We start from the raw sequence: 22,771 nt of genomic DNA, 5'->3' as shown, positions 1-22,771 counted from the left end.
ACAAGCGGCTAGCTCCCCACCCAAAACCCTTAGCTTTGCAGACCTGGTCAGGCAGGCGCGTGGTATGGTCCATGTCATCAGACGAACACGCTCGTGGACCTGCATGCGCCTCTTCTGGTTGGGCGAACACAACCCTCGCCGCGTCCCCGGCGCGTTTCGCTTCCCCTTCGGGCCGGTGCGCTATATGGACGCCGGGGTGATGCTGTCGCTCTATCGTGAGATTTTTCTGGACCGCGGCTATGAGGTCGCCGGATTAGGCGACGCGCCCGTGATCCTTGATTGCGGCGGAAACATTGGCATGAGTGTGATCTGGTTCAAGCAGCGCTATCCGCGTGCCCGCATCACCGTCTTTGAGGCCGACCCGCAGACCGCTGACCTTCTGGAAGAGAATGTACGCGCGCTGGGCCTCACCTCGGTCACGGTGGTTCGCGCCGCCGTCAGCGATGCCGCTGGCAAGGTATCGTTTGTGCCTGAGGGATCGCTGGGCGGCCATGTCGGCAATGGGGCAGGGGTGCTGGTCGACGCGGTGCGTTTAAGTGACCTGATTACCGAGCCGGTGGATTATCTCAAGGTCGATATTGAGGGCAGCGAATTTGGCGTGCTCAAAGACCTGTGCGCCACAGGCAAAATGAGGATGGTCAAGTATGTGGCATGCGAACTGCACGGCAATCCTGCTGTGCAAGACCAGGTTGCGGAACTGTGGACGGCGCTTTCGCGAGCGGGCTTCCGCATCACGGTTAGAGACGCGACGGTGTGTGAAGATCTGCCAGGGCCACCCATGCCCACCCCGTTTTTGTCAGCACCGAGCGCCAAATATCTCGTCTGGCTCTATGCTTGGCGTGTGTAGGGATTCGGACCTCATCTTGCCATCAGCGAAGAGGAGGACGTCATTCAGCTCTATTGGGATGGCGACGCGTGACAGCAACCTATCTAGTGAACTTGCCGAACCGCTCACCCGGCTTGACTGGGGCTTTGGGCGTTTGGTTTCGGCCGGCAGGCCGCGACGATTGGCGCGATATCGCTCATGCTGTCAATTGCCTTGACCTTGGCTTACAGTTATTCGGCCTATCCGGCGCGCTGGCAGCAAGTATCGGCAGTCTCGCTCCTTGGCAGTCGGTGTGCTGGTCGCTCACATCGTCTTCTCTGAGCTAGGCACATCCGTTTTTGCGACCCGTGGCCCAGTCTTCGGCTTGATGACCGTGCTGCTTGGGTTCGTGCTCACAAAATTCATCAGTCGTGATATCTCTCGTTCGCGGCGCGAGTGAAGAAGCGTCTTAGGAGCGTTTGCAAATGCCGACGCGGGACACGAACTCTGTCGCCTGGTCGACACGGATTGTCTAGGCGGAGAACGAGTTCCCTTGCTCCGCGGATCCAAAGGCCGCCATGCCGATTGACTTCCCGGCTTAGCGCTTTCCCCATTTCCGCGATCTGCGGGTCTGGGCGTCTCCTGTGATCGAGAATGGGTAGTCCGAAAGGGTCAAGCCGCGGACCGGTTCAAAATACTAAACTGCTAGGATCTGAGTTTGGCCGTGCGTTGACGTCCGCTCATCAGGGGGGAGCTCCTTTCAAGCATGTGCGGAATTTCCGGTATTTGGGAGCGCGATGGTTGCACCCTGCAAGATCTGAAAAGGCGGGCGTCTGCAATGACGCAAACCTTGAGTCACCGCGGGCCGGACGACAGCGGAGTGTGGTTGAGCGAGCAAGCCGGCATTGCCTTCGGGCAGCGCCGCCTGGCAATTATCGACTTGTCCTCGCTGGGACATCAACCAATGGTCTCGGCCAACGGCCGTTATACAATTACGTTCAACGGTGAAATATACAATTTCCGAGAACTGAAGGCCGAATTGGATCGTTGCGGAGTTCAGTTTCGTGGGCATTCAGATACAGAAGTTGTTGTCGAAGGATTCGCCCAATGGGGCGTCAAATCGACCATCACGCGCTTGAACGGGATGTTCGCGATCGCAGCGTGGGACGCCGGTGAGCGTCAACTGTTCCTAGCTCGTGATCGAATGGGCGAAAAGCCGCTCTATTGGGCGATTTTTGACGGACTAGTTTTGTTCGGATCGGAATTGAAGGCGCTGCGCGCCCATCCCGGTTGGAAGCCGAGTCTCAATCGTGGAGCGATCGCCGCCTTTCTTCGGCAGGGTTATGTGCCAGGTCCATTCACGATCTATGAAGGTGTCTACAAACTGCCGCCCGCCGGCTTCGTCAAAATTCCGAGGGGCGGCGGTCCCGAAGTGGGCGCGTACTGGGATCTGGCCGATGTTGTTTCGCAGGGGCAGCGTAGCACGCTGCGAGCCGACGAAGAGGGACTGGTCGATGAGCTCGAGGCATTGCTGCACGATGCAGTATCACGCCGCATGATAGCGGATGTTCCGCTTGGCGCCTTTCTGTCAGGCGGCTACGACTCATCAACTGTCGTCGCACTGATGCAGAAAGCGTCTCTGAGGCCAGTCAGGACGTTTACCATCAGCTTTGAGAACCCGGCATTCGACGAAGCGAAACACGCTGAGGCTGTTGCGCGACATCTTGGGACCGACCATACGACCTTTCCCGTTAGCGGCGCTGACGCTCTCGATGTGGTGCCGAAGTTGGCCGAGATGTATGATGAGCCATTCGCCGACCCCTCCCAGATCCCGACCCATATTGTTTCCGCGTTGACGCGAAAACGTGTCACGGTGGCTCTGTCGGGAGATGGTGGAGACGAGTTGTTTTCCGGGTACGGCCGGTATCAATCGACGGCGGACGTTTGGCGATCGCGTGCGAAGATTCCGCTCGCGCTCCGCCGCCTCGTGTCTTCAAGCATTTGCGCCGTGCCGCCTAGCACTTACGACAGCATCGCGCGCCATGCACCGTACTTTTGGCGCGTGCCGCGTGTTGGCCAAAAGGCCCATCGGTTGGCGCAAATCCTCTCAATGTCGTCGATCGGTTCCGTGTACTATGAAGTGTTCTCACAGAACCAAGACAAACTTGTAAAAGGATCACAAGAGGTCCGGACGGCCTGCTGGGATCAAGACCTCGAGGTCCTCTTGCCAGATCCGGTGGACCGTATGCGCTACCTGGATATGTGCACGTACTTGCCCGATGACATACTGACTAAGGTTGATCGAGCTTCGATGGCTGTCGCGCTTGAGGTGCGTGTTCCGCTCCTCGACCATCGCGTGGTTGAATGGGTCTGGAGGCTTCCGTCGTCTCAGAACGCGCGTGCCCGGCGCCCCAAACACTTGCTCCGGCGTGTTCTTGCCCGCCATGTGCCCGATAAGTTGGTCGAGCGCCCCAAAATGGGGTTCGGGGTTCCGCTCGCAGATTGGTTGCGCGGTCCGTTACGGGATTGGGCGGAAGACCTGATGAGCGAAACTAGCCTGGGGGCCGGTGATGTGTTTTACGTCGAGGCCATTCGCTCGCTCTGGGCCGAATTCTTGAGCGGAGATAGTGAGCGAGATTTCCTCATTTGGAATATTCTGATGTTCCAGGCGTGGCATCGTCGGTGGGGCGATGCTTCGGTGGCGGACACCGGAACAAGACGCTTAGCATCGCTTTTGAATTGAAGATATGGCGATGACACCTTCATGGTTTCTGCCGGACACCAGCGGGCATGCGACCTTACACGAGCGCTCTTGATGTTGGCGTCCTCTGTGGTCCGTTCGAAGAGCGGATCTATCAAACGCGGTTTGGGAGGACGGCGGGGTGTGTCTGTTTGCCAAGACGCTTGAGGAGACGCAGTTCTGCTGGCGTTTGCGCGGCGATGCGTACCAACTCCGTCATGGCAGTCTCGGTATGCTGCTTGTTCAATGATTTCCGCCGGCGAACGCCCAACCGCGATGGCGGTTCCAGTGATCATGGGATCCGTGCCGAATTATCGAACAATATTCCGCAGTGTGGCGTTGATCAGCGCTAGGTCGGTCGATCGCGAGAGAGCATCGAGGAGATGGGCGGGCCGCCGCCACAGCTCCAGATCTCTACCAGCTGATTATCGCGCCGTTGGTAAGCACCGCCATGCACCGTCGAGCCCGCTTCGCCATTGGAGCCGATCACCAGCACACCGCCTTCGTGCAACGAGTCCCGCAAATTAGATATTGCATGAGTAAGCTGGGCCGGTGAGAAGTAGCTCGGATTGAGAACATTCATGGCCCGCACCACGTGATAGCGGCCGGCCGGTGGCGAAAAGATATCATAGTTCTTGATATGAAAGTTGGCGCGGCTATCGAGATATTTTCGCGCCTCGCTGCACAAGAGCAGGATATGGTCCCGAATCACGGCCCCATCACCTGCGCGCGCAGCTTCAAGCGCAGCCATGGCCCGAGGCCGCCAAAACATCCGCAACAAGTGATTGACAGGGTAGAGCCAACTTTCTGTCCGCGCCAAATTTAGTACAAATGGCGGCCGTACGAGCTGCAGTGGGACGTCGTTCTCGTCGACCACGACACTTAGCCGCACCTTGGGAAAAGAAAGTCTGGTGACGCGCAGGCAGAGATCGCTCGCCAGGAACTCGAGCTCGCTGAAATGCGCCGACAGGACACGATAGAAGTCACAGGCAGTCCGCCCATCGGACACGGCAACATCGTGGACGCTCAGCGGTGCATTTGAGGAGAAAAGCCGCGCCAATATACTTAGCACCTCGCGGTCAAATGTACCAAAGCGCTCGCGGCTGGTGCGCTTGTAAGCGCCATTGGTAATAGGAAATAGATTCAGCACTGCCGCCTGCAGAGCCTCATCGCCCGACCCGCCACGGCGTGCCAGTGCTTCGTAAAGCGCAATATCGCAAAGCCGGTGGAAAAAGCGTCGCGTCTCCGCAAAACGTCCCAGCTCGGAGCGATCAAGTTGTTCGAGCGTGCAAATGCCGTGTTTGAGCATCCTCTGCCCTCCAAACATTTGTGGCGTGCGAAATCGCGGCAGCGTTTGGTGCACGAAATCACGGTATGGGCGTCTATACCATTGCCCGACCGGGCTGGTCTCGTCTTCTCCTGTGACCGAGAATGGGTAATCCGAAAGGGTCGAGCCGCGGACCGGTTCAAGAGATTATGCTGCAGGGTGTGAGTTTGGACGTCGTGCGCTGACGTCCTCTCATTAGGGAGCTCTTTTCAAGGATGTGCGCAGGTGCGAATTCTCTCGATAGATTTTTCCATTCCCTATCTATTGAAGGATGATAACTATCCGATCGGCGGCTGGGCCGTCCAGCTGTCAATATGGCTTCGCGCGCTTGAAAATGCCGGTCACGAAGCCGCTCTCCTTACCTGGAAGGGCGCTTTGGCCCATGTAGGTTCGGGCCAGCAAATCAAACTTATTGAAACCTATGATCCCGCGCGTGGGGTGCGGGTTGCGAAGTATTTCTACTCATATATCCCAAAAATATTGGTGGCCGCCCGCGCCTATCATCCAGATATCATGATCCAGGGCGCAAGTGCTGTCCATACCGCCATCATGGCTTTCGTCGCCGGCCAACTGGGGATTCCGTTCGTTCATCGCATCGTCAACGACATACACGTCGACGAACGATGCAGAAGCGGTCTTCGTTCTTATGAATGGTTAGCCTATTCTTGGGCTCGGCATCGAACGGCCGCATTCCTCTGTCAAAACGAGTATCAACGCGAAAAATTGGCAGCTCTTTTTCCGGGCAAGCCCATACACGTCATTCAGAATGCCGTTGTCGTAGCAGAGGACGCGCCCGCTCCTTTGCCGCGCGCAGAACGCAGATATGTCGCCTGGCTTGGTGTCTTCCGCTATGGAAAGAACTTGCCATTGCTGCTTCGAATCGCCCAGGAATTTCCGGCCGTCAAATTCCGCGTGGCGGGGCTGCCTGAGCGATATGTCGATCAACCGACACTGGAAGCCGTGAATGGCCTGCGCCATCTGCCAAACGTGGAGCTGGTCGGCCATGTCCGGCGGGCAGACGTTCGACAATTTCTAGCAGAAGCGACGATGCTTCTGTGCACATCGGATTTCGAGGGCTTCTCGAACGCGCTCCTGGAGGCTCTCGCCGTGGGCACACCTGTCGTGACGCGCCGGCAAGTTGATCCGGACTCGATCGTCGTGCGTCATGCCCTCGGTGCATCGGCTGAGGACGAGTTGGCACTTTCTAAATCCGTGAAGGCATTCTGGGACATGGACGCGAATGAATACGACGCGGTCGCTCGACGATGTCAGATCTATGTTAAGGCCAATCACTCTCCGACCGCAAAAGCCCGCGAGTTAATTGCGGCCTTGACGCCCCTTGTCGCTAAGTCAAGACGCTCCGGGGCAACCACTTTGAATTGACTCACTCGAAGTGGACGCCATTTGAACGAAATGTCCTCATGAGCAACGAAGAAGCCTCGTCAGCACGCTAGCCGACTTTGAGAACAGCGTATTGCCGCCGTGATGCTCCGACTAGGACAACAATGCGCACGGGAAGACAAGACGATGGCTCCGCACGGCGAGACGAGATGTCGGGAGTTCATGGGACGGTGAGATCCGCAGGTCCACAAATGAGTGCATCCTTGAGCCATAACGGCCGAGCGCCTGATTATCTCACGTTTCCGAATTCGGTCGCGCAAGCTGGAACGTTCTTCTTTCTGCTGTTTGTGTTCGTGTGGCCTTTGCAGCGCGTACCATTTATGACGGACAATCTATTCGGCGTCCAAGGGCTCAAGCCCTTCAACCTATTATCAGCAGTAGTCTTGGCTTATCTGGTGTTCGACACTGCGCCCCTACACGCGACCGACAAAATCGAACGAACATCGATCAGAATTTTTCTCCTGTACTTCGCAACGTTTGCCATAGCTCTCATTCGATCAGTGCCAAACGCGCCGCTTCTGCATAGTCGCTTCCCTGAGTCATTTCCAGAGTCCTACGTCGACTTTGTACTATCGGCTTGCGTCGTGCCGAGCTTTTACACGCTATCCTTCCTGTTTATCCTTAAGCGTATGTGCTCCTTTCAGGAGCTCGAGAAAATTACGACGGCAATTTGCCTTTCGATACTATTGCTATCAATCTCGTTTATCGCGCTTGTGCTGATGAATCCGTCCGTTCTGCTTTCACCTCACGCGAGCGGAATGACTGATAGCGACCGGGACGAAATGGCCCAGTTGTGCATAGCGTATTTCGGATCCCATTATAATGTGATTGGAAGCATGTTCATTTCTACCGTGCCGTTGTTGCTCTATCGAGCTCTTACGCGCGGCGGTCTCTGGATCGCCCCCCTGTGTCTATCGCTTTTGGCGGTTCTTCTCCTCGAGTCACGAACGGCGCTCGTCACAGTAGCGGCTTCGTGTTCCCTGTTTCTGATCCTGCGGCGCAGCTTTGTCATTTTGGTTCTTGGTGCTGCAGCGGTTGGCGTCACATCGTTGGTGTGGATCGGACCAACCGTTGACGCTCTTCTTTCGATCGGGTTTGGCGGCAGTTCCGGCTTCTCGGCAGATGCGCTGCTGACGGGCCGAGTTGATTACGTTTGGCGTCCGCTGCTAGAGGAATGGACGAGTGATATCGGTCTGTTCCTGTTTGGCGCTGGTCGCTACGGAATAGGTACGAGCCAACTTTGGGACACAGGAACCCTGATACAGGTCACCGTAGCGCATAATGCAATTATCGAATTCTTTCTTGATTGCGGGGTGATTTTAACCGGTGTTCTTCTAGTTTTCCTATTTGTTGGAATAGCTACCGCATGGCGAGTTGGGCGAAGGTTGAATAGCGATCTATATTGGGCTCTGTTCGCGAGCATCTTTGGTTGTGGGATTAGTATGACGACCGGGCGTGACATCCTTCCAACAATTGAAAACATGTATGCATTTCCGATCATTGCGATGATGATCAACGTGACGCGGTTGCGGTATCTCGCGAGCCGACCGGCCCACGCGAATGATGGGCTTGCAGACGACCCATTGCGCCGAGCCGTTACCGATACCAAGTGGCTGCCGTAACAACGATCCGCTGCGTTTCTTCCAGTGGGCGCGCGATTTGACGTGCCGCCCGAAGATGCTGGTGTCGAGACCACTGCAAAAGCGCTTGCCGACCAGCTCGCGGTCGCGCTCGATCCTCGGCGATCGCTGCTCGCCGACCATGCAGAAGAGCCTCAATTTGAAGGTCAAATAGCGCGGGGGATTTCGGCCCTTCGCGCCCGCGGTGTTACGGGAGGGCGTCGCGGGACTGGTTCGAGCTCGACTCCGACAGTCCCTATATGCTGATCGTCGCCGACGTCCTGAAGGACAAGCGGCGACAATGTTCGAGTCGATCTCAGGGAACCCGCGTATCAGACGGGAAGGGCAGCGCTGACGTGCAGGTCTGCCCTCGAGGGGAGAGCCGGTTTGCGGATGATAAAGATGACGTCGTTGTATTCGGAGCTCAGGCGGCCCAGGGACAGGACCTGAAGCGTCTTCGTGTACGCTTTCACCAGTTGCTGCTTAAAGTTGCTCTTGAGTGGGTCGCTAAGCATCCCATATTCGGCGGTCAAGACCAGTCCGTTCTCTTCGCAGAATGCACGAATGCCTTCGCGCGACACCGCCTTGTCGTAGATGACCGGGTAGGGGCCGAAGCCTGGCTTGCCGGCGTTCTTCTGTCCGCGAATTAGACGGTAGTAGAGCAGGTGAACCCAGTGCGGCGTCATCCTGGCGGTGAAACCGTACGCCGAATAGGGGTCGGGGATCATGATGATGATCAGCCCGCCCGGCTTCAGCCATCTGTTGAAGTTCTCCAGGACCTGTTGCGCCCCCGGTATATGCTCCAGGACGAAGGAGCTGAAGACGACGTCGAAGGTTCGATGACCGAAATCCGTCGTGCGCAGGTCCCCGACGATGGCTTCGTGGAGGTCCTTCGTTTCGTCGCGCCGGATGCGAAGGGCTTCGGGATCGAGGTCGACGCCGGTCAGTACATGGCCATCATCGCCGATATCGAGATGCCACCTCGGACCGCAACCAGCCTCGAGGATCTCAAGACGCTTGCCAGGATCCTTGATCGAGCGAATCTCGTGGGACATCACCTGCATCGCGTGACTCCAACTGTTCGTCAGCGGAATCCGGGTACGTGCTTTCATCCACTTGGCTCCCTTGGCGCTGGCTGACTTCCCGTCCGGCAGGCCTCTCCTTGGCGGCGCACTCAGCACGAGCGTTCTGCCCCGGCGACCTGGGCGATCTGCGGAGGGTTTCAGGGTAACTGGTTTAGGCGCTTGTCCTATCGTCAAATTCGCCGCAAGTGGCGGCCATTTCGGATTAACTCCTCGGCTTCCCGTGGATTGGCTGTCGCGACATAATCCTGATCGCGGGCAAGATCGCGGTCGATGAGATCAATGCACCGGTGCTGGATCCCGGCCGTGGCCGCATCAAGAAGGCCTTCCCTGGGGCAATCGCGCGTCGGCGGGGGGATGCCGATCGTCGGCGAAGATGGCGGTCTTCACCCCGAACCCGTGAGGCGCACTGGCTTTGCTTTTGCCGATGCGTCAAATTGACGATCTGGTCGAACTCCGTCTGGAAGAGGTCGTTCGATCCTGCCGTCCTCCGCGCTTGGACAAGTTTTCTGCCCGCTGGTGCGGATGCGATCAGACAGATCGCGCAGCACTCCTAAAGCGCTTCCAAGAAGCAGCCCTCCAACGATCGCTATTCCAAGCACGATTCTAGGTTTTGGCGAGCTGGCCCTCAAAGGAGGCGACGCCCCGGTGACGAGACTGGCCTCAAACACCGGCGGGGATTGTTGTTGCGTCACTTCTGTCTTACGCAGCGCGTGGCGAAAGTTATCATAGGCGCTCTTTGATGATTCAGCCGCGGCGGCTAGTCTATCGCGGGTATCAGTGGAATCCGCTGCATCTTTCGCCTTGTTCCTATCGTAATCCTTCAAGGCCGCTTCTGCGGTCAATGCTTGAGTGCTCAAGTCGTTCAGTCGATCCGTAACCCATTTCACGTCTTGTAGACTTGTCTTGTTCATTTGATGAGTAATATAGGTTTCCGCAACAGCGTTTAGGATCTGCGCCGCCCGATCCGGATTCTTGGAATCGAAGGTAATCTCGACAAGAAATGTAGGGCCGACGCGCTTGACCGAAAGCTTGCGTTCGAACGGTTCCACGGCATAGCGCGCGGCGTTAGCTTCCGTCTTCGGTTGACTCAAGCCGAGCAGCCGGGAAATCATGCCGCTACCTTGGCCCGTTTCAAATTCCGGATCTTGAGCAAGGCCGAGCTTCTCGATTACGGCGGTAGCGATGCTCTCAGATTTTATGATTGAGATCTGACTTTCCACGACCGTCGACAGCGCCGCAGCATCCACTACGGGCACTTTCGAGTTTACGAGAAGTTGCGCCTTGGCGGTGAACGTGGGTGCTACGATGATGAGGTATAGGATGGCAATGCAGAGCCCCGCGAAACACGTCAGCAACATGATCGATAGATGTCGTCGGATGAACGCCAGCACGGCCAGTACTTCTGCTAACGAAACGGCCGGCCCCGGGCGAAATTCAGGCGGCATATTGTCACGACTTACCCAATTATCTGTGCTGTTGGTCTGGAGCATTTTCACGCCACTGCTGATAGTTGAGGCTCCGGGGGTGCAAGCGAATTGCGTGTCGAACTTTAATCCGGCAGTGCTGCCACTCAATGGACCATCATAGTTACCCATTTTTTGCCGATTCCCGTCCAGTGACTCGGAAAGTACTGATTGCCCGGAGATGAGCGATTGGGTCGTAGATTGCGATGGGATATGCGTTTTCGACACGGTCGGCGATCTCGGAAATCGTCAATGCGGAAACAGAATATTTAAGACCAGGCAGAGTGACTATCAGCAGGGAAAGGCGTTCCTCCAGGGCGGCGTCCGAGAGGGAGACGAGGAGGTCCGCGTGCGGTTCAGAGCAGCAGAAGAACGAGGAGGAGGGACTTCAGTCAACCCTCGAGGGATTGCTGAAAATGTTTGATCTCTTGGGCAAGGGTTCTGTGACTGGCATTCGCTTTACGGATGCGCGTCGCGCCGTGCTGCTGCTGTCATCAACACGGAAGCTGCAGACCTCTGCGCACCTGCTGCAGGAAGGAACAGGACGAACTCACCAGAAAGCTGGCAAAGCTCGACGACCAGCGGAGGCTCGATCTCCGTGAGCTGCAAGAGACCAGCGTGAAGCTCGACCAAATTCGCGAAAGCTGCAGAGCGTCGGCGAGAAGCTTCGGTACACCGCATGGTGCGATCACAACTCGTACGAGGAGCCGCGAGCCAAGCTGAGATTGCCATCATCGGAAAAATGCAAGAAGGGACCGGAACGGATTTTCGCAGGCGAAGATACCGAGTTGCGACCGGGTGACGCCGTCGAGGTTGCCCTGCAGTACCAGAACAGTCCTGGCGGTGACGGTCGAGATCAAGATCGGCGCGCGCACGATCATCAGCGACCTTCTCTCGCCGCTGGCGCGGTACAAGCAGGAATGGCTGCGGGAGCGGTAAGAAATGTCCCGCAGCCTGCGCGTTGCGCGTCGTCCACCCGTCAAGACCCGCTGCGATCTCGCGTGCCAGTCACGCAAGGACAGCAAGGAGCACCCTGCTAAGGCGTCCGGGCGTCGGGACTCAGCGAAAGTGTCGCAGCTTACTTCCTTCGCGCTCGGATCACTCGCGCGACGGCAATCGTTTCCGGGGCCCTGAACCTACTTGCAGAGCCGAGCAGCCGCCGCGAGAGCCCCTCGGCCCACACCCTTGCGGACCAGGCCGTCGATACGGGATACCACAACGTGGTTAGAGTGGGGAACCAATGGAGCCGGCTCGTTGAGCTGCTCCATTTCAGAGATCATCTCGATGGGCTTCGTGATCCCTCTGCCCGCATCGACGGTTGAGGGGGCGCGATCGTTTGCCGGTCGCACCAGCGACTCATGGTTCATGCCCCAGATCGCCGCCTGTGTCCGGTTCTGGACCCTGATCTTGCGCAGGATCGCCTTGACGTGAACCTTCACGGTCGCCTCGGCGATATTGATTTTTCTGGCAACGCACTTGTTGGAGTCGCCTTCGATAAGGCAGGATAGAATTGCCTTTTCTCGCGGAGAGAGCTGCGGCAAGATCGCGTCGTCTGCAGCGGCGAGGATGGCCTGTCGTCTGCCGGGCTCCGCCGTTTCAGGCTCGTGATCGCGACCGGCATCAAGGGCGAATGACAGGAATGCAGGCGGGAAGACGGTCTCGCCCATAATCACGAGCTCGACGGATTTGATGAATGCGTCGCACGAATTGACGTTCACGAAGTATCCGTTGGCCCCTGCTCGAAATGCGGAGGCAAGATCGACCGGCCGATAATTGTCGGACACGATCGCGATGCGCGCGTCCGGATACCGATCCTTCACAAATCCGATTTGTTCTATCGCGACATTGAAGCCATCGCCGGTATGGACGATGAGGAACATCAGTTTTTCTGCTTGAAGTGTGCTCGGCAGTTCCTCGGGGCTCGACGCCGATACCGGGATGTGAAAATTTGCCGTGTGCAGGATTCTAGCAATGCCTTCTCTAATCAAAACGTTCTTTCCAATAAGAACGGTCTCGCAAGACTGCCGCCTCCTCATTTTACCCTCCAGCCTACTACGCAATGACACAACAGCGATGGGCGGTTGAACTCAATTATTTTCTTGGTCCTCGACGTAAGAACGAGCCCTTGTTGTTCGGTTGGTCGTTCTCCGTCGGCTTGTGGTCTCTAGATATATTGAGCTACCTCGATCATGGACCTCCGTTCTTTGCCTAGTCTCGTTGGTGAATTTCGAGCCATCCATCTTGCTTAAGCTTTTATGAATGTTAGATGCGAATTTCGGATCGCCCTATATATCGTTGGTTATAGAGGTGGGTCTGCGTATACCCGTGCGGTTACGGTGCCCAAAAATACCGTCTGGCGCATCCTCTGCGTGAATTAGATCGAGATGCTCACTCAACATTGAAGGACTTTTCGATGGTCTTTGTTCGTCGATACTATCTCTGCGTGAACGCATTTTGTGAGCGAGTTAACGGCCCTGCGCATATGAACATTGAGGAGATGTCGGAGTGTGCACTTACGCTGTTATCCGGACTGGATAACCACAGAGGCTGGTCCGCCGCAGTCTGATCACCGGATTCTTACGGGCATTCCAGCCCGAGTGAGAGTCGGGAAGCGAGCAGTGCCGCGCGCCTGTTAATCCTAGCTTGCGATGCGATATCGATCCTGCTTGTATTAAGAGAAATTTATGGTGATTCTATCGATAGTGGTGGAAACAGCAGCAGGTGCGCGGGGTTTATGTTTAGGGGACGATCCGCTGAGGAGCGCCCAATGCGACGTATCAGTGTAGTCATTGCAGACCGGCATCCGGTGGTCTTGGAAGGGCTGAGCAAGGTGCTCGGTGCCGTAGCCGATTTCAATATCGTTGCATCTTGTAACGACGCCGCCAGCTGCATAGAAGCGATCCGGCGCCTGGCGCCCGATATGGCGATTGTCGATCCCGCAATGCCCGGGCTCGCCGCCGCGAAAATTCTTTCGACCGTCAATTCAGAAAATCGTTCGACGCATTTGGTGTTCTTCGTCGCGAGTGAAGATTGCGAACTGGTGTTCTCGGCCACGCCCGTGACCTGTAGCATCATCCTGAGAGATACCGATACCGAGGCTCTGGTGGAGTCGTTGCGGCACATCGCCAATGGTCACAACGTGCTGCCATCGACCCCATCCGAGTCGATCGCGTCGCGCGAGCAGGGCACGAATTCGGAGAGCGGGCTGACAGCGCTGACGGAACGCGAGCGTCAGATCATGCGTCTGGTCTCCGAAGGATTGTCGAACAAGGAAATCGGGCGGCGGTTGAACACGACCGACGGCACGATCAAGGTGCACCTTCACAACATCTTTCAAAAACTTGAAATCAGCAATCGGACGGTGCTCGCGGCCCTCGCCATCTCGCAACATGATCGCGCGACTGCCCCGCGGGAGAAGGCGCCGCATCCCGGATCGACAAGTGGGGAGCGCTGAGAGGCTCGTCACGCACCAGCATTCCCGGTCGTCGCTCCCACTGCAGTGGGCAGGTGGCCTCCATTGGATGCAGCGACCCGGCCGGAGAGATCCTCGTGAGCCCGCCCGACGCCGGCTTTCTTGCCGGAGACCCTGGTTCAGTCGCGCGTGCGGCGGGCTATCCGTAACATCGACGGCCACTGAGCCGGTCCCAGGCCAAGATCGATAGCGACCACCCGGCCCATCATCCGTCTCCTTGGCGGCCGGTGATGAAAGTGCGTCTGTCATGGCGGCGCCCCACCCCCGCAAAGCAGTCGATCGGCTGGAACAAGTGGGGGCTGAAGACTGATTTCAAGCGCCGCTTGATTGGCGAGGTCGATGTCCGGGAAGCCTAATGGGGTAGTCCCTCAGGCTTCGCGCCTGATCCAGAATCGCAGCCAAGGCATCGGGCGGGACGTGTATTTTAGTCGTCATCTGCGGCTCTGGGTCGATCGCAGTTTGTCCGCTGTCAGGTAAAACGTAGTCGCGGGCTATAACGAACGACTTCAGACATGATCGCAGAGATGTGCCGATTGGATCTCGGCACATCCGGAGCGACGGCCCTGGCCCTCCTTCCTGCCCCCCCAGTGGTCAGGGTCGTTCCCTCCTGACGGCCTGCTGTCAGGACCGGAGTTCTGTGGTTGAGCCGAAAGCGAGTGCGCGGACGCATCTTGATGTCCCTTCTGTTTCACCGTGCCGTCGAGGACATGGAAATCTGGAGTGCGGCCGGCGACGGCTTTTCCTTTGTGATCACGTATGAGACCCCTGCTGGTGCCGGCTTTCATGGTCGTGCCGGCTATGTGGCGTCGTGGCGGCCGCTCTATCGGGGTAACGGCGCGATCAAGATTGGCGGTTCGGCGTTTTCAACCTTCGCGGAGGCGGAGAAAGCCTGCAACACGATGCTCGAGTATCTGAAGGGGCTATCGCCGGAATGACGCGTCCAGGCAAGCTCGACTTCAGAGGAGATGTCGCCCTCGACGGCGGATGCCCGATTGTCGGCGCTCAGGCAGTGTTGCCGGCGTCGACCGTCACCACGGTGCCGGTGATGTTCCGGCCGCCTTCGCCGAGAAGATATTCGACCATGGAAGCGACGTCGTCGGCTTCAGGCAGGCGCCGCAAGCTACTCGCTCTCGCGGCGCGCGACGGCGATCACATTGTATCCGCCGGACGCGGCGAGCCTGCGCGCAATGGCAAGGCCGATCCCGCGACTGCCGCCGGTGACGATGACGTTACGCATCGGTGCGTGCCAGTTTCCCCGCTGCCGTGACGTCGAGCCGCTCGACGAAGCGGATCACCGCGGGCACCTTCCATACTGCCAGGCAGTCCTTGCACTGGCTGAGGATCTCCGCGCGGATCGTCTCATGGCGGTCCCCATCAGTGCCGTTGGTGAGGATGACGTCGGCGACCACAATGGCGCCGGTGATCGGGCTCCTGCGCGACCGCGCACGCGACATCTGGACTGACGCGTGCCGGTTGATCACTGCTTCCACCTCCTCCGGATGCACCTTCAGCCCGCCGATGTTGATAACGCCGCCTCGACGGCCCACGAAGTGGTATCGTTCGCCGCGCAGCTCGACCATATCGCCGGTATCGACGAAGCCCTCGGTGTCGGCGAGTGGCGGTGCATCGGTGCCGACATAGGCGCGCGCCGTACGCCGGGAACGGATCCGCAGTGAGCCGTCGACCACCTTCATCTCGACGCCGGCGTGATTCTGCCCGATCAGGTGGGCAGGAAAACCCTCGCGCCCATCGTCCACGCTGAAACCGACGCCCGCCTCGGTCGAGGCATAGGCGTGTCCGATTGACGCATGTGGAAATGCTCTGGCCAAGCCGTCCAGCACTGCCTGGTCCGCGATTTCGCCCGACAGGCGGACATAGTGCGGCGCGAAATTGGCGGACGCGCCGCTCATCAGGAGCTTGCGCCAGTGCGACGGCGTTCCGGAGACGTGGGTGACGCCGCCCGCGCGCAGCCGCGCCACATGCACGGCAATGGCTTCCCCGGGCTCCGAAAGCACCATCGATCCGCCGCCGATCACGGCCCGCAGGAAAATTTGCAGGCCGCCATAGCGGCGAATGTCGTAGAACGTCGCCCAGGTTGCGTTCCGGTAGCGCGCGGGCCCGTCGGCGATAATCGCGCCGGCGAGTCCATCGAGCGTATGTCGAACGATCTTCGGCAGCCCCGACGTCCCCGAGGTCAGCATCAACCATTCGGTCGCATGGTCGACCTTCCGTCCCACGGCCTTCCGTTCGGGCAGGTCGACGCCGATAATAGCGCGCTTGCCAGCACTGCATCGGTGTAGCGGCTGATCGGTGACGATGGTGTCGATCCCGGCCTGATCGAGCAGGACCTGCAGGCGATCCCAATCGAGGTCGGGCGGGCCTAGAAGGATGCGGCGGGCGACGCCGTCGAGCTCGATCATTGCAAGCGCGGACAGCAGCTGTCTCGACGTCGCAAGCAGCACCGAGCGGCCGGATAATTCGAAGGACCCGCCGGTCAGGCAGCTGTGCTCGATCATGTCGGTCAGCGATACACTGTGCCGGGCATCGGAAATCGTGCGGTCCTTCGGCCCCGCGCCGAGATATTGGCGCAACGCAATGATGTCAGGCGGGGACATTCTCGTAGGCCCTGACGAACTCACCGAGGGTAGACGGGAAGGCTGCGTCCTCGGCGACAGTGAACGGATCGATACCGAGCTCGTCCTCCAGCCGCGCAACCAGGATGGCGAATGCCAGCGAATCGAACCCGGTTTCGTTCAGTGACAGATCGTCCTCGAGCGGCGGAAGCGTGACCTTCTGTTCTTCGGCGATCTGCTCCATCGCGGAGAAAATCTTCGATTTGACCGACATGGTACACCTCACATTTCGGCTTTCCGAGCCGATGTCAGAGCCTGATTTCGCCCTCAACGACGCGCGCGTAGACGGCCCGGTCGATCGAACGATAGCCGCCGGTCGCCGGATCACGCAGGAACAGCGGATCGTCCACCAGCGAAGGATCGAATCCCTCGCGGATCAGCCGCTGCTTTTGCTGCTTAAAGGTGTCGGTCGTCTCGAGCGCCGGGCACAGCCTGACGAAGGCTGGAACTGCATAAGGCGGCAGCCGATGCGAAAGGTGTTCGTTGAATATCCCGAGATCGAAATCTCGGTCCACCACCAAGGCCGCCATGCCGGCGCGGCCATCGGCCCCGGACACCGCAACTCCATAGGTCGAGGCGTCGAGAACGCCGGGGCAGTCCCTGATTGCGTCGTTCACTTCGCTGGTCGCGACGTTCTCGCCCTTCCAGCGGAAGGTGTCGCCGACGCGGTCGATGAAGTGCAAGTAGCCCTGCGCATCGCGCAACATCAGATCACCGGTGCGGAACCAGGCATCGCCCACAGCGAAGACGTCGTGCAGAACCTTTTTCTTGGTCTCCTCGGGATCCGTGTAGCCCTCGAAAGGCCGGCCGTCGCGATCGCCGCCACCGATACGTCCGACAGCCTCGCCGATCTCGCCAGGTGCGCAGGCGATGCAGAGCCCCGCAGCGCTCCGGACCGGGCTGCCGCTGTCGGCATCGATCTTGACGATCGAGGCGGGAAAGCGATGCGCCAGAACCGGCGGGACCCGGCCGATCGCGCCCGGTTTTCCATCGACATTAAACAGCGAGAAATTGCCTTCGGTTGCGGCATAGAATTCGAGAATCTGCGGAATCGCGAACCGGTTGGCGAACGTCTCCCAGATGTCGCCGCGCAATCCGTTACCGACCGCCAGCCGCAGCCGGTGTCGCGCCTCTTGTTCAGACGCTGGCGCCTTCAGCAAATAGCGGCAAAGCTCACCAATATACTGGAAGACGGTGCAGTCGAAACGTTCGATGTCGTCCCAGAAGCTGCCAGCGGAAAACTTCTCCGCAATCGCGACCGAACCGCCCGCGCAGAGCATGCTGCAGGGAGCGGCGACGCCGCCCACGGAGTGATACAGCGGCAGGCAATCGTAGAGACGATCCTCGATGGACGCGTCCGTCAGTCCGGAGAACCATCCGCCCCAAGCGAGAATGCGACGATGACTGACGTTCGCCGCCTTCGGTAGGCCCGTGGTGCCCGAGGTGTAGATGAGGAGCGCGCGTTCGTCGATCGTGACGTCGCCGCGTTCGGCGGAGGACAGCGGACGTGGCTCGAATGCGGCGAGCGCCGCATCCAGATCGCCGCTTGGATCGCCGGTGCCGAGGCTCCAACATTGCGGCTCGCGGTGCAGGTGCGGACGTGAGCTCTCGAACGCATCCACGCAATCGGCAGCGAGGATGAGGTGATCGGCATGAGCGACGTCGATACAGTGGGCGAGCGACTGGCCGACCAGCCTGGTGTTGATCAGTGCCACCGTCCCGCCGACGCTGCTGATGCCGAGCCAGCAGGCGAGGTAGTCCGGCCGGTTCGGCATCAGCACGCAGACGGTGCGGCCGGCTTGGAGGCCGACGTCCCGCGCCCAGCGCGCATACCGGTTGATCCGGGCAGCGAGTTCGCCATAGGTGAAGGATTGGCCATCCGAGAGCAACGCGGGCCGCCCGGGCTGACGCTGTGCCCAATCCTCCACGATGTCGGCGAACAACCGATGCGGCTGGGCTTCGAGCCGTGCGGTGAGTGCGATGGCTTGCAGCCAGGTCTTGGCGGCGGACCGTCTGCGCCGCGGGGCGTCTCGTCTGGTCGCCTGCGGCTGAGCTGGCTCGGGGTGCGCGCGCACCCGTTCATTGCGGCTCGCCTGGTTGTCGAAGCAGAACCTCTGTTCAACTGGCTTCATCCCGACCCGGATCCCAGCTGGTTGAGGATCATCCGCTCCATTGCCTTTACCGATCGAAAATTCTCGGGCGTGATCTCGAACTGGGGAAGGATGAGATCGAACTCGGCTTCGACCTTGAGCATCAACTCGACCATCCCCATCGAGCTGAGTCCGATATCCACGAGTCGCGACTCCGGGTGGACATCGGCGCTGATCGCGTTCTGCTGGAGGACGCTCCTGACGACCGACAGAACACGGTTCTGAACGTTGATGGCAGTGTTGTGCATTTCAGCCGGTCTCCTGCCGTGGCCAGGCGTGATCACATTCGGGGCGACGATACCCAACTGTTCCTTCGGTCAATAGCTCTGCTTCGGAGGTACCTCGCCCGGGAGTGGAAGCTCCTTGACACCCACTTCTGCGCCAGCGACGCGGCAGGGGAAGTGAGCTACTTGTCGATTTTGAGCGGCATTCATCTCGATCTGGCTCGCATTGTCCAATCATGACAACCATGAAACGGGAGGCTCGGGCCCATGACTGTGCAGGAAGTTCAGTTCCGCAACGTCGCCACGGAAATTGGCCGAATAGCATTCTCTCCCGACGGCTCCTCGTTCCAGCAGCGAACGGCAAATGTCGCGCAGGTCGCCGCGGCGGAGGCCGAGGCGGTCGATCGCGAGGCGCGATTCCCGCGGAAGGCGATCGACGCGGCGCGCAAGGAGGGACTTCTGGGCGCCCAGATTCCGGTCGAGTTCGGCGGAGACGGTGCGCCTATCTCCGAGGTGGCCGATATGTGTTACGCGCTCGGCCGCGCCTGCGCTTCGGTCGGGATGATCTTCGCGATGCATCAGACCAAGGTCGCGTGCCTGGTTCGCCACGGCGCGGGCAGTGGTTGGCATGAGAGCCTCATGCGCCGCGTGGCTGCCGAGCAGATGCTGCTGGCGTCGTCGACCACGGAAGGCCAGAACGGCGGAAACATACGCTTCAGCTCGGCCGCAGTGGAGAGCGCCGGCACCGAGATTTCGCTGGTGCGCGACGCGACCGTGATTTCGTACGGCGCCGAGGCGGACGGCATCATCACCGTCGCCCGCCGCTCGGACTCCGCCGCCGGATCCGATCAGGTGTTACTCGCCATCACCCGTGACGACTACACGCTGGAGCCCACTCTCGGGTGGGAAACGCTCGGCATGCGCGGGACCTGCAGCGCCGGCTTCAAGTTGAATTTCAGGGGCGCTGCGGACCAGATATTCCCCGTAGCATACGAAAAGATCCATGCGCAGACGATGACGCCCGTCGCCCACCTGTGCTGGTCCTCAGTCTGGGCGGGGATCGCGGCTGCGGCGGTGGACCGGGCGCAGCTCTTCATTCGCAAGGCCGCCCGCGGATCGGGCGGCAACATGCCTCCCGGCGCGGCGCACTTCACCGCCGCCAAAATGACCCTGACGAAATTACGCGCCGTCATCGCCGCAAATCTCCAGCTCTATGGAGCTCGCGAACGGGACGTGCGCGCGCTTTCGTCCGTCGACTTCCAGTCCTCGATCAATCTTCTCAAGGTGGAGGCCTCGGAGCTCGCGGTTGCGACCGTCATGCACGCGATGCGCGCCTGCGGCCTGTCCGGATACCGCAACGACACCGACGTCAGTATCGGTCGCCACCTGCGTGACGTGCTTTCCGCTCCGATCATGATCAATAACGATCGCATCCTCTCCAGCATGGGTACCGCCACGCTGATGAGCACCGTTCCGGGCTCTTTGTGCGATTGATCTCCTTCTGAAAAGGAAACGGCCTAATGAACCTGGCCATTGTCGAAGCACCGGCTGACTCCACTCCGCCTCCGGCCGATCCGCTGGACCATCTTGCGGATGCGCTGTTCCACGAGATGGGCTCTCCCGGCGTCTATGGCCGCACCGCACTCTATGAAGACGTTGTGGAGCGAATTGCGGCGGTGATCTCGCGCAATCGCGAGCCGAACACCGAGGTGATGCGCTTCCCGCCCGTCATGAACCGCGCCCAGCTTGAGAGGTCGGGCTATCTGAAGAGCTTTCCCAATCTTCTCGGCTGCGTCTGTGGCCTGCACGGCATAGAAAGCGAGATCGACGCGGCGATCAGCCGCTTCGATGCCGGCGGCGACTGGACCGAATCGCTATCGCCAGCCGATCTCGTGCTGTCGCCGGCAGCCTGCTATCCGCTCTATCCGATCGCCGCGAGCCGTGGGCCCGTGCCGGCAGCCGGCTGGAGCTTCGACGTGGCCGCCGACTGTTTCCGTCGCGAACCTTCGCGCCATCTCGACCGGCTGCAGTCCTTCAGGATGCGCGAATTCGTCTGCATCGGGAGCGCCGATCACGTCTCGGCGTTCCGGGAGCGCTGGATCATACGCGCACAGAAGATCGCCCGAGATCTCGGGCTGACCTTCAGGATCGACCATGCCAACGACCCGTTCTTTGGCCGGGTCGGGCAGATGATGGCGGTGAGCCAAAAGCAGCTGTCGCTTAAGTTCGAACTGCTGGTGCCTCTGCGCTCCGAGGAGCGACCGACCGCCTGCATGAGCTTCAACTACCACCGCGATCATTTCGGCACCACCTGGGGCATCGTCGATGCGGCCGGCGAGCCGGCCCACACTGCCTGCGTAGCCTTCGGAATGGACCGTCTCGCCGTCGCCATGTTCCATACCCACGGCAAAGACGTCGCGCTGTGGCCGATCGCAGTGCGGGACCTGCTTGGCCTGGCGCAGACCGACCGCGGGGCACCGTCAGCATTCGAGGAGTACCGATGCGCCAGGGAAGCCGGGAGCTAGCCCGGGATCGGAGAGCGGAAGGGAGCGCCTCCATGAGGAGAGAGACTCTCGCCGTTCACGGCGGCTTCGAAAGCGATCCGGCAACGAAAGCCGTTGCCGTGCCGATCTACCAGACGGCCTCGTATGCATTCGACAGTGCGGATCATGGAGCCGCGCTGTTCAACCTTGAAGTGGACGGCTTCCGCTACACCCGGATCGGCAATCCGACCAACGCCGTGCTGGAGAAGCGCGTCGCCGCCCTGGAAGGAGGCATCGAGGCACTTAGCGTGGCCTGCGGTCAGGCCGCGGTGAACTATGCGGTCGTGAACCTCGCGGAGATGGGCTCCAACGTCGTCTCGGTTCCGCAGCTCTATGGCACCACGCATACGCTGTTCGCGCACATCCTGCCGAGGCAGGGCATTGCGGTCCGTTTTTCGGACGACGACCGGCCGGAAAGCGTCGAAAGGCTGATCGACGACGATACACGGGCGGTGTTCTGCGAGAGCGTCGGGAATCCGGCCGGAAATGTCTGCGACATCCAGGCGATGGCCGATGCCGCGCACAGGCACGGCGTCCCGCTCATCGTCGACAACACGGTGCCGACACCGATCCTGCTCAGGCCGATCGAATACGGCGCAGACATCGTCGTGGAGTCGCTGACGAAATTCATGGGCGGGCATGGCACGACGCTTGGTGGAATTATCGTCGACGGCGGCAGGTTCCCGTGGGCGGAGCATCGCCGGCGCTTCCCGATGATGAACGAGCCGGAGAAATCCTACCACGGGCTGGTCTTTACCGAGCGCTACGGCGCCGCCGCCTACATTGCGCGTTGCCGCGCCGTCTCCCAGAGGACCACCGGCGCCGTCCTGGCGCCGATGAACGCTTTCCTGCTGCTCCAGGGCATCGAGACCGTCGCGCTCCGGATCGAGCGGCACGTCGAGAATGGCGCAAAGGTCGCGCAGTTCTTGCGCAATAACCGCCGTGTCGAGTGGGTGAACTATGCCGGCTTTCACGACAGCCCCTATTTCGTGCTGACGCAGAAGTATCTGGGTGGCCGGGCGTGTTCACTGCTGACTTTTGGCGTGGCTGGAGGCTTCGAGGCGGGCAAGCGGTTCTACGACGCGCTGAAGCTCTGCAAGCGGCTGGTCAATATTGGCGACGCGAAAACGCTCGCCTGCCACCCCGCATCGACAACGCACCGGCAAATGTCGGCCGAAGAACAGGACAAAGCCGGCGTACGGCCCGAGATGATCAGGCTGAGCGTCGGAATTGAGCACATCGACGACATCGTCGCGGATCTCGATCAGGCCCTCTGCGCCGCGAATTGACGTTCGTCAACCATGAAGGC

General features: G+C 59.7%; 19 protein-coding genes and 2 pseudogenes. 11 read left to right on the top strand and 10 right to left on the bottom strand.

Annotated elements, in window-relative coordinates; translation table 11 throughout:
• Positions 1–103: 103 nt before the first annotated feature.
• A complete protein-coding gene (locus WN73_RS01230; RefSeq protein WP_271551155.1) occupies positions 104–847 on the top strand; it encodes an FkbM family methyltransferase in 744 nt (247 codons plus the stop codon).
• A gap of 724 nt (positions 848–1,571) precedes the next feature.
• Positions 1,572–3,548: an asparagine synthase (glutamine-hydrolyzing) gene (gene asnB / locus WN73_RS01225; protein ID WP_271551153.1), complete on the top strand. Its 1,977-nt coding sequence runs from the start codon at positions 1,572–1,574 to the stop codon at positions 3,546–3,548.
• Positions 3,549–3,894: 346 nt separating this feature from the next.
• On the opposite strand, the gene WN73_RS01220 is transcribed toward asnB, so the two are convergent.
• Entirely contained in the window at positions 3,895–4,854 is a 960-nt protein-coding gene (locus WN73_RS01220; protein WP_271551151.1) for a hypothetical protein, read from the bottom strand.
• Between the two features lie 243 nt (positions 4,855–5,097).
• On the opposite strand from WN73_RS01220, the gene WN73_RS01215 reads away from it, so the two are divergent.
• The 3 genes and pseudogenes from WN73_RS01215 to WN73_RS01205 all read left to right on the top strand — a co-directional run.
• Positions 5,098–6,255, top strand: coding sequence for a glycosyltransferase family 4 protein (locus tag WN73_RS01215; protein WP_271551149.1), 1,158 nt, complete (start codon positions 5,098–5,100; stop codon positions 6,253–6,255).
• A gap of 221 nt (positions 6,256–6,476) precedes the next feature.
• Positions 6,477–7,895, top strand: coding sequence for an O-antigen ligase family protein (locus tag WN73_RS01210; RefSeq protein WP_271551147.1), 1,419 nt, complete (start codon positions 6,477–6,479; stop codon positions 7,893–7,895).
• Positions 7,896–7,998: 103 nt separating this feature from the next.
• A pseudogene (locus WN73_RS01205) lies at positions 7,999–8,188 on the top strand (carbamoyltransferase C-terminal domain-containing protein); the annotation flags it as partial.
• 36 nt (positions 8,189–8,224) lie between these two features.
• On the opposite strand, the gene WN73_RS01200 reads toward WN73_RS01205, so the two are convergent.
• The 3 genes from WN73_RS01200 to WN73_RS01190 all read right to left on the bottom strand — a co-directional run bounded on the left by WN73_RS01200 (position 8,225) and on the right by WN73_RS01190 (position 12,476).
• Positions 8,225–9,004 (bottom strand): class I SAM-dependent methyltransferase, encoded by a 780-nt coding sequence (locus WN73_RS01200; RefSeq protein WP_271551145.1) that lies wholly within the window; start codon positions 9,002–9,004, stop codon positions 8,225–8,227.
• 356 nt (positions 9,005–9,360) lie between these two features.
• Entirely contained in the window at positions 9,361–10,572 is a 1,212-nt protein-coding gene (locus WN73_RS01195; RefSeq protein ID WP_271551143.1) for a Wzz/FepE/Etk N-terminal domain-containing protein, read from the bottom strand.
• A gap of 1,004 nt (positions 10,573–11,576) precedes the next feature.
• Positions 11,577–12,476 carry a LuxR C-terminal-related transcriptional regulator gene (locus tag WN73_RS01190; RefSeq protein WP_271551142.1) on the bottom strand — a complete coding sequence of 300 codons (900 nt, stop codon included), beginning with the start codon at positions 12,474–12,476 and terminating at the stop codon, positions 11,577–11,579.
• A gap of 731 nt (positions 12,477–13,207) precedes the next feature.
• Here WN73_RS01190 and WN73_RS01185 point away from each other — a divergent pair.
• The 3 genes from WN73_RS01185 to WN73_RS01175 all read left to right on the top strand — a co-directional run bounded on the left by WN73_RS01185 (position 13,208) and on the right by WN73_RS01175 (position 14,847).
• Positions 13,208–13,894, top strand: a complete 687-nt coding sequence (locus WN73_RS01185; RefSeq protein WP_271551140.1) for a LuxR C-terminal-related transcriptional regulator — start codon at positions 13,208–13,210, stop codon at positions 13,892–13,894.
• A gap of 248 nt (positions 13,895–14,142) precedes the next feature.
• A complete protein-coding gene (locus WN73_RS01180) occupies positions 14,143–14,268 on the top strand; it encodes a hypothetical protein (protein WP_271551138.1) in 126 nt (41 codons plus the stop codon).
• Positions 14,269–14,586: 318 nt separating this feature from the next.
• Positions 14,587–14,847, top strand: coding sequence for a hypothetical protein (locus WN73_RS01175; protein WP_161533867.1), 261 nt, complete (start codon positions 14,587–14,589; stop codon positions 14,845–14,847).
• Between the two features lie 67 nt (positions 14,848–14,914).
• Here WN73_RS01175 and WN73_RS01170 read toward each other — a convergent pair.
• The 6 genes and pseudogenes from WN73_RS01170 to WN73_RS01145 all read right to left on the bottom strand — a co-directional run.
• A pseudogene (locus WN73_RS01170) lies at positions 14,915–15,046 on the bottom strand (SDR family NAD(P)-dependent oxidoreductase); the annotation flags it as partial.
• Entirely contained in the window at positions 15,033–15,149 is a 117-nt protein-coding gene (locus tag WN73_RS01165; RefSeq protein WP_271551135.1) for an SDR family NAD(P)-dependent oxidoreductase, read from the bottom strand. The pseudogene WN73_RS01170 and the gene WN73_RS01165, both read right to left, overlap by 14 nt.
• The gene (locus WN73_RS01160) at positions 15,142–16,527 is read right to left on the bottom strand and encodes an AMP-binding protein (RefSeq protein ID WP_271551133.1); all 1,386 of its coding nucleotides are present in this window, start codon (positions 16,525–16,527) and stop codon (positions 15,142–15,144) included. The genes WN73_RS01165 and WN73_RS01160 overlap by 8 nt, the downstream gene beginning before the upstream one ends.
• Positions 16,514–16,759 (bottom strand): acyl carrier protein, encoded by a 246-nt coding sequence (locus tag WN73_RS01155; protein WP_038966762.1) that lies wholly within the window; start codon positions 16,757–16,759, stop codon positions 16,514–16,516. Before WN73_RS01155 ends, WN73_RS01160 begins: the two co-directional genes overlap by 14 nt.
• A gap of 34 nt (positions 16,760–16,793) precedes the next feature.
• The gene (locus WN73_RS01150; RefSeq protein ID WP_161533872.1) at positions 16,794–18,677 is read right to left on the bottom strand and encodes a long-chain-acyl-CoA synthetase; all 1,884 of its coding nucleotides are present in this window, start codon (positions 18,675–18,677) and stop codon (positions 16,794–16,796) included.
• A complete protein-coding gene (locus WN73_RS01145; protein ID WP_038966761.1) occupies positions 18,674–18,943 on the bottom strand; it encodes a phosphopantetheine-binding protein in 270 nt (89 codons plus the stop codon). Before WN73_RS01145 ends, WN73_RS01150 begins: the two co-directional genes overlap by 4 nt.
• Positions 18,944–19,186: 243 nt before the next feature.
• Here WN73_RS01145 and WN73_RS01140 point away from each other — a divergent pair, with 243 nt between their 5' ends.
• From WN73_RS01140 to WN73_RS01130, 3 genes are read left to right on the top strand one after another with little or no spacing between them, the layout of a single operon-like run.
• Positions 19,187–20,413 (top strand): acyl-CoA dehydrogenase family protein, encoded by a 1,227-nt coding sequence (locus WN73_RS01140; RefSeq protein ID WP_271551128.1) that lies wholly within the window; start codon positions 19,187–19,189, stop codon positions 20,411–20,413.
• A gap of 26 nt (positions 20,414–20,439) precedes the next feature.
• The gene (locus WN73_RS01135; RefSeq protein ID WP_271551126.1) at positions 20,440–21,444 is read left to right on the top strand and encodes an amino acid--[acyl-carrier-protein] ligase; all 1,005 of its coding nucleotides are present in this window, start codon (positions 20,440–20,442) and stop codon (positions 21,442–21,444) included.
• A gap of 32 nt (positions 21,445–21,476) precedes the next feature.
• Complete coding sequence (locus WN73_RS01130) at positions 21,477–22,751, top strand: O-acetylhomoserine aminocarboxypropyltransferase/cysteine synthase family protein (RefSeq protein WP_011089021.1); 1,275 nt, start codon at positions 21,477–21,479, stop codon at positions 22,749–22,751.
• Positions 22,752–22,771 lie beyond the last annotated feature (20 nt).

The sequence above is a fragment of the Bradyrhizobium sp. CCBAU 45394 genome, assembly GCF_028128655.1.
Lineage (GTDB): Bacteria > Pseudomonadota > Alphaproteobacteria > Rhizobiales > Xanthobacteraceae > Bradyrhizobium > Bradyrhizobium diazoefficiens.
Note: the sequence above shows the minus strand (reverse complement) of the source record. Positions and strands in the feature narration are given on the sequence as shown.

Excerpts from the sequence above, each read along its gene's own strand:
- WN73_RS01135 (WP_271551126.1), top strand. The coding sequence starts at position 20,440 with ATGAACCTGGCCATTGTCGAAGCACCGGCTGACTCCACTCCGCCTCCG.
- WN73_RS01180 (WP_271551138.1), top strand. The coding sequence starts at position 14,143 with ATGAAAGTGCGTCTGTCATGGCGGCGCCCCACCCCCGCAAAGCAGTCG.
- WN73_RS01150 (WP_161533872.1), bottom strand. The coding sequence starts at position 18,677 with ATGAAGCCAGTTGAACAGAGGTTCTGCTTCGACAACCAGGCGAGCCGC.
- WN73_RS01130 (WP_011089021.1), top strand. The coding sequence starts at position 21,477 with ATGAGGAGAGAGACTCTCGCCGTTCACGGCGGCTTCGAAAGCGATCCG.
- WN73_RS01140 (WP_271551128.1), top strand. The coding sequence starts at position 19,187 with ATGACTGTGCAGGAAGTTCAGTTCCGCAACGTCGCCACGGAAATTGGC.
- WN73_RS01195 (WP_271551143.1), bottom strand. The coding sequence starts at position 10,572 with ATGGGTAACTATGATGGTCCATTGAGTGGCAGCACTGCCGGATTAAAG.
- WN73_RS01160 (WP_271551133.1), bottom strand. The coding sequence starts at position 16,527 with ATGTCCCCGCCTGACATCATTGCGTTGCGCCAATATCTCGGCGCGGGG.
- WN73_RS01155 (WP_038966762.1), bottom strand. The coding sequence starts at position 16,759 with ATGTCGGTCAAATCGAAGATTTTCTCCGCGATGGAGCAGATCGCCGAA.
- WN73_RS01175 (WP_161533867.1), top strand. The coding sequence starts at position 14,587 with ATGTCCCTTCTGTTTCACCGTGCCGTCGAGGACATGGAAATCTGGAGT.
- WN73_RS01190 (WP_271551142.1), bottom strand. The coding sequence starts at position 12,476 with ATGAGGAGGCGGCAGTCTTGCGAGACCGTTCTTATTGGAAAGAACGTT.
- WN73_RS01230 (WP_271551155.1), top strand. The coding sequence starts at position 104 with ATGCGCCTCTTCTGGTTGGGCGAACACAACCCTCGCCGCGTCCCCGGC.
- asnB (WP_271551153.1), top strand. The coding sequence starts at position 1,572 with ATGTGCGGAATTTCCGGTATTTGGGAGCGCGATGGTTGCACCCTGCAA.
- WN73_RS01145 (WP_038966761.1), bottom strand. The coding sequence starts at position 18,943 with ATGCACAACACTGCCATCAACGTTCAGAACCGTGTTCTGTCGGTCGTC.
- WN73_RS01165 (WP_271551135.1), bottom strand. The coding sequence starts at position 15,149 with ATGCGTAACGTCATCGTCACCGGCGGCAGTCGCGGGATCGGCCTTGCC.
- WN73_RS01220 (WP_271551151.1), bottom strand. The coding sequence starts at position 4,854 with ATGCTCAAACACGGCATTTGCACGCTCGAACAACTTGATCGCTCCGAG.
- WN73_RS01200 (WP_271551145.1), bottom strand. The coding sequence starts at position 9,004 with ATGAAAGCACGTACCCGGATTCCGCTGACGAACAGTTGGAGTCACGCG.
- WN73_RS01185 (WP_271551140.1), top strand. The coding sequence starts at position 13,208 with ATGCGACGTATCAGTGTAGTCATTGCAGACCGGCATCCGGTGGTCTTG.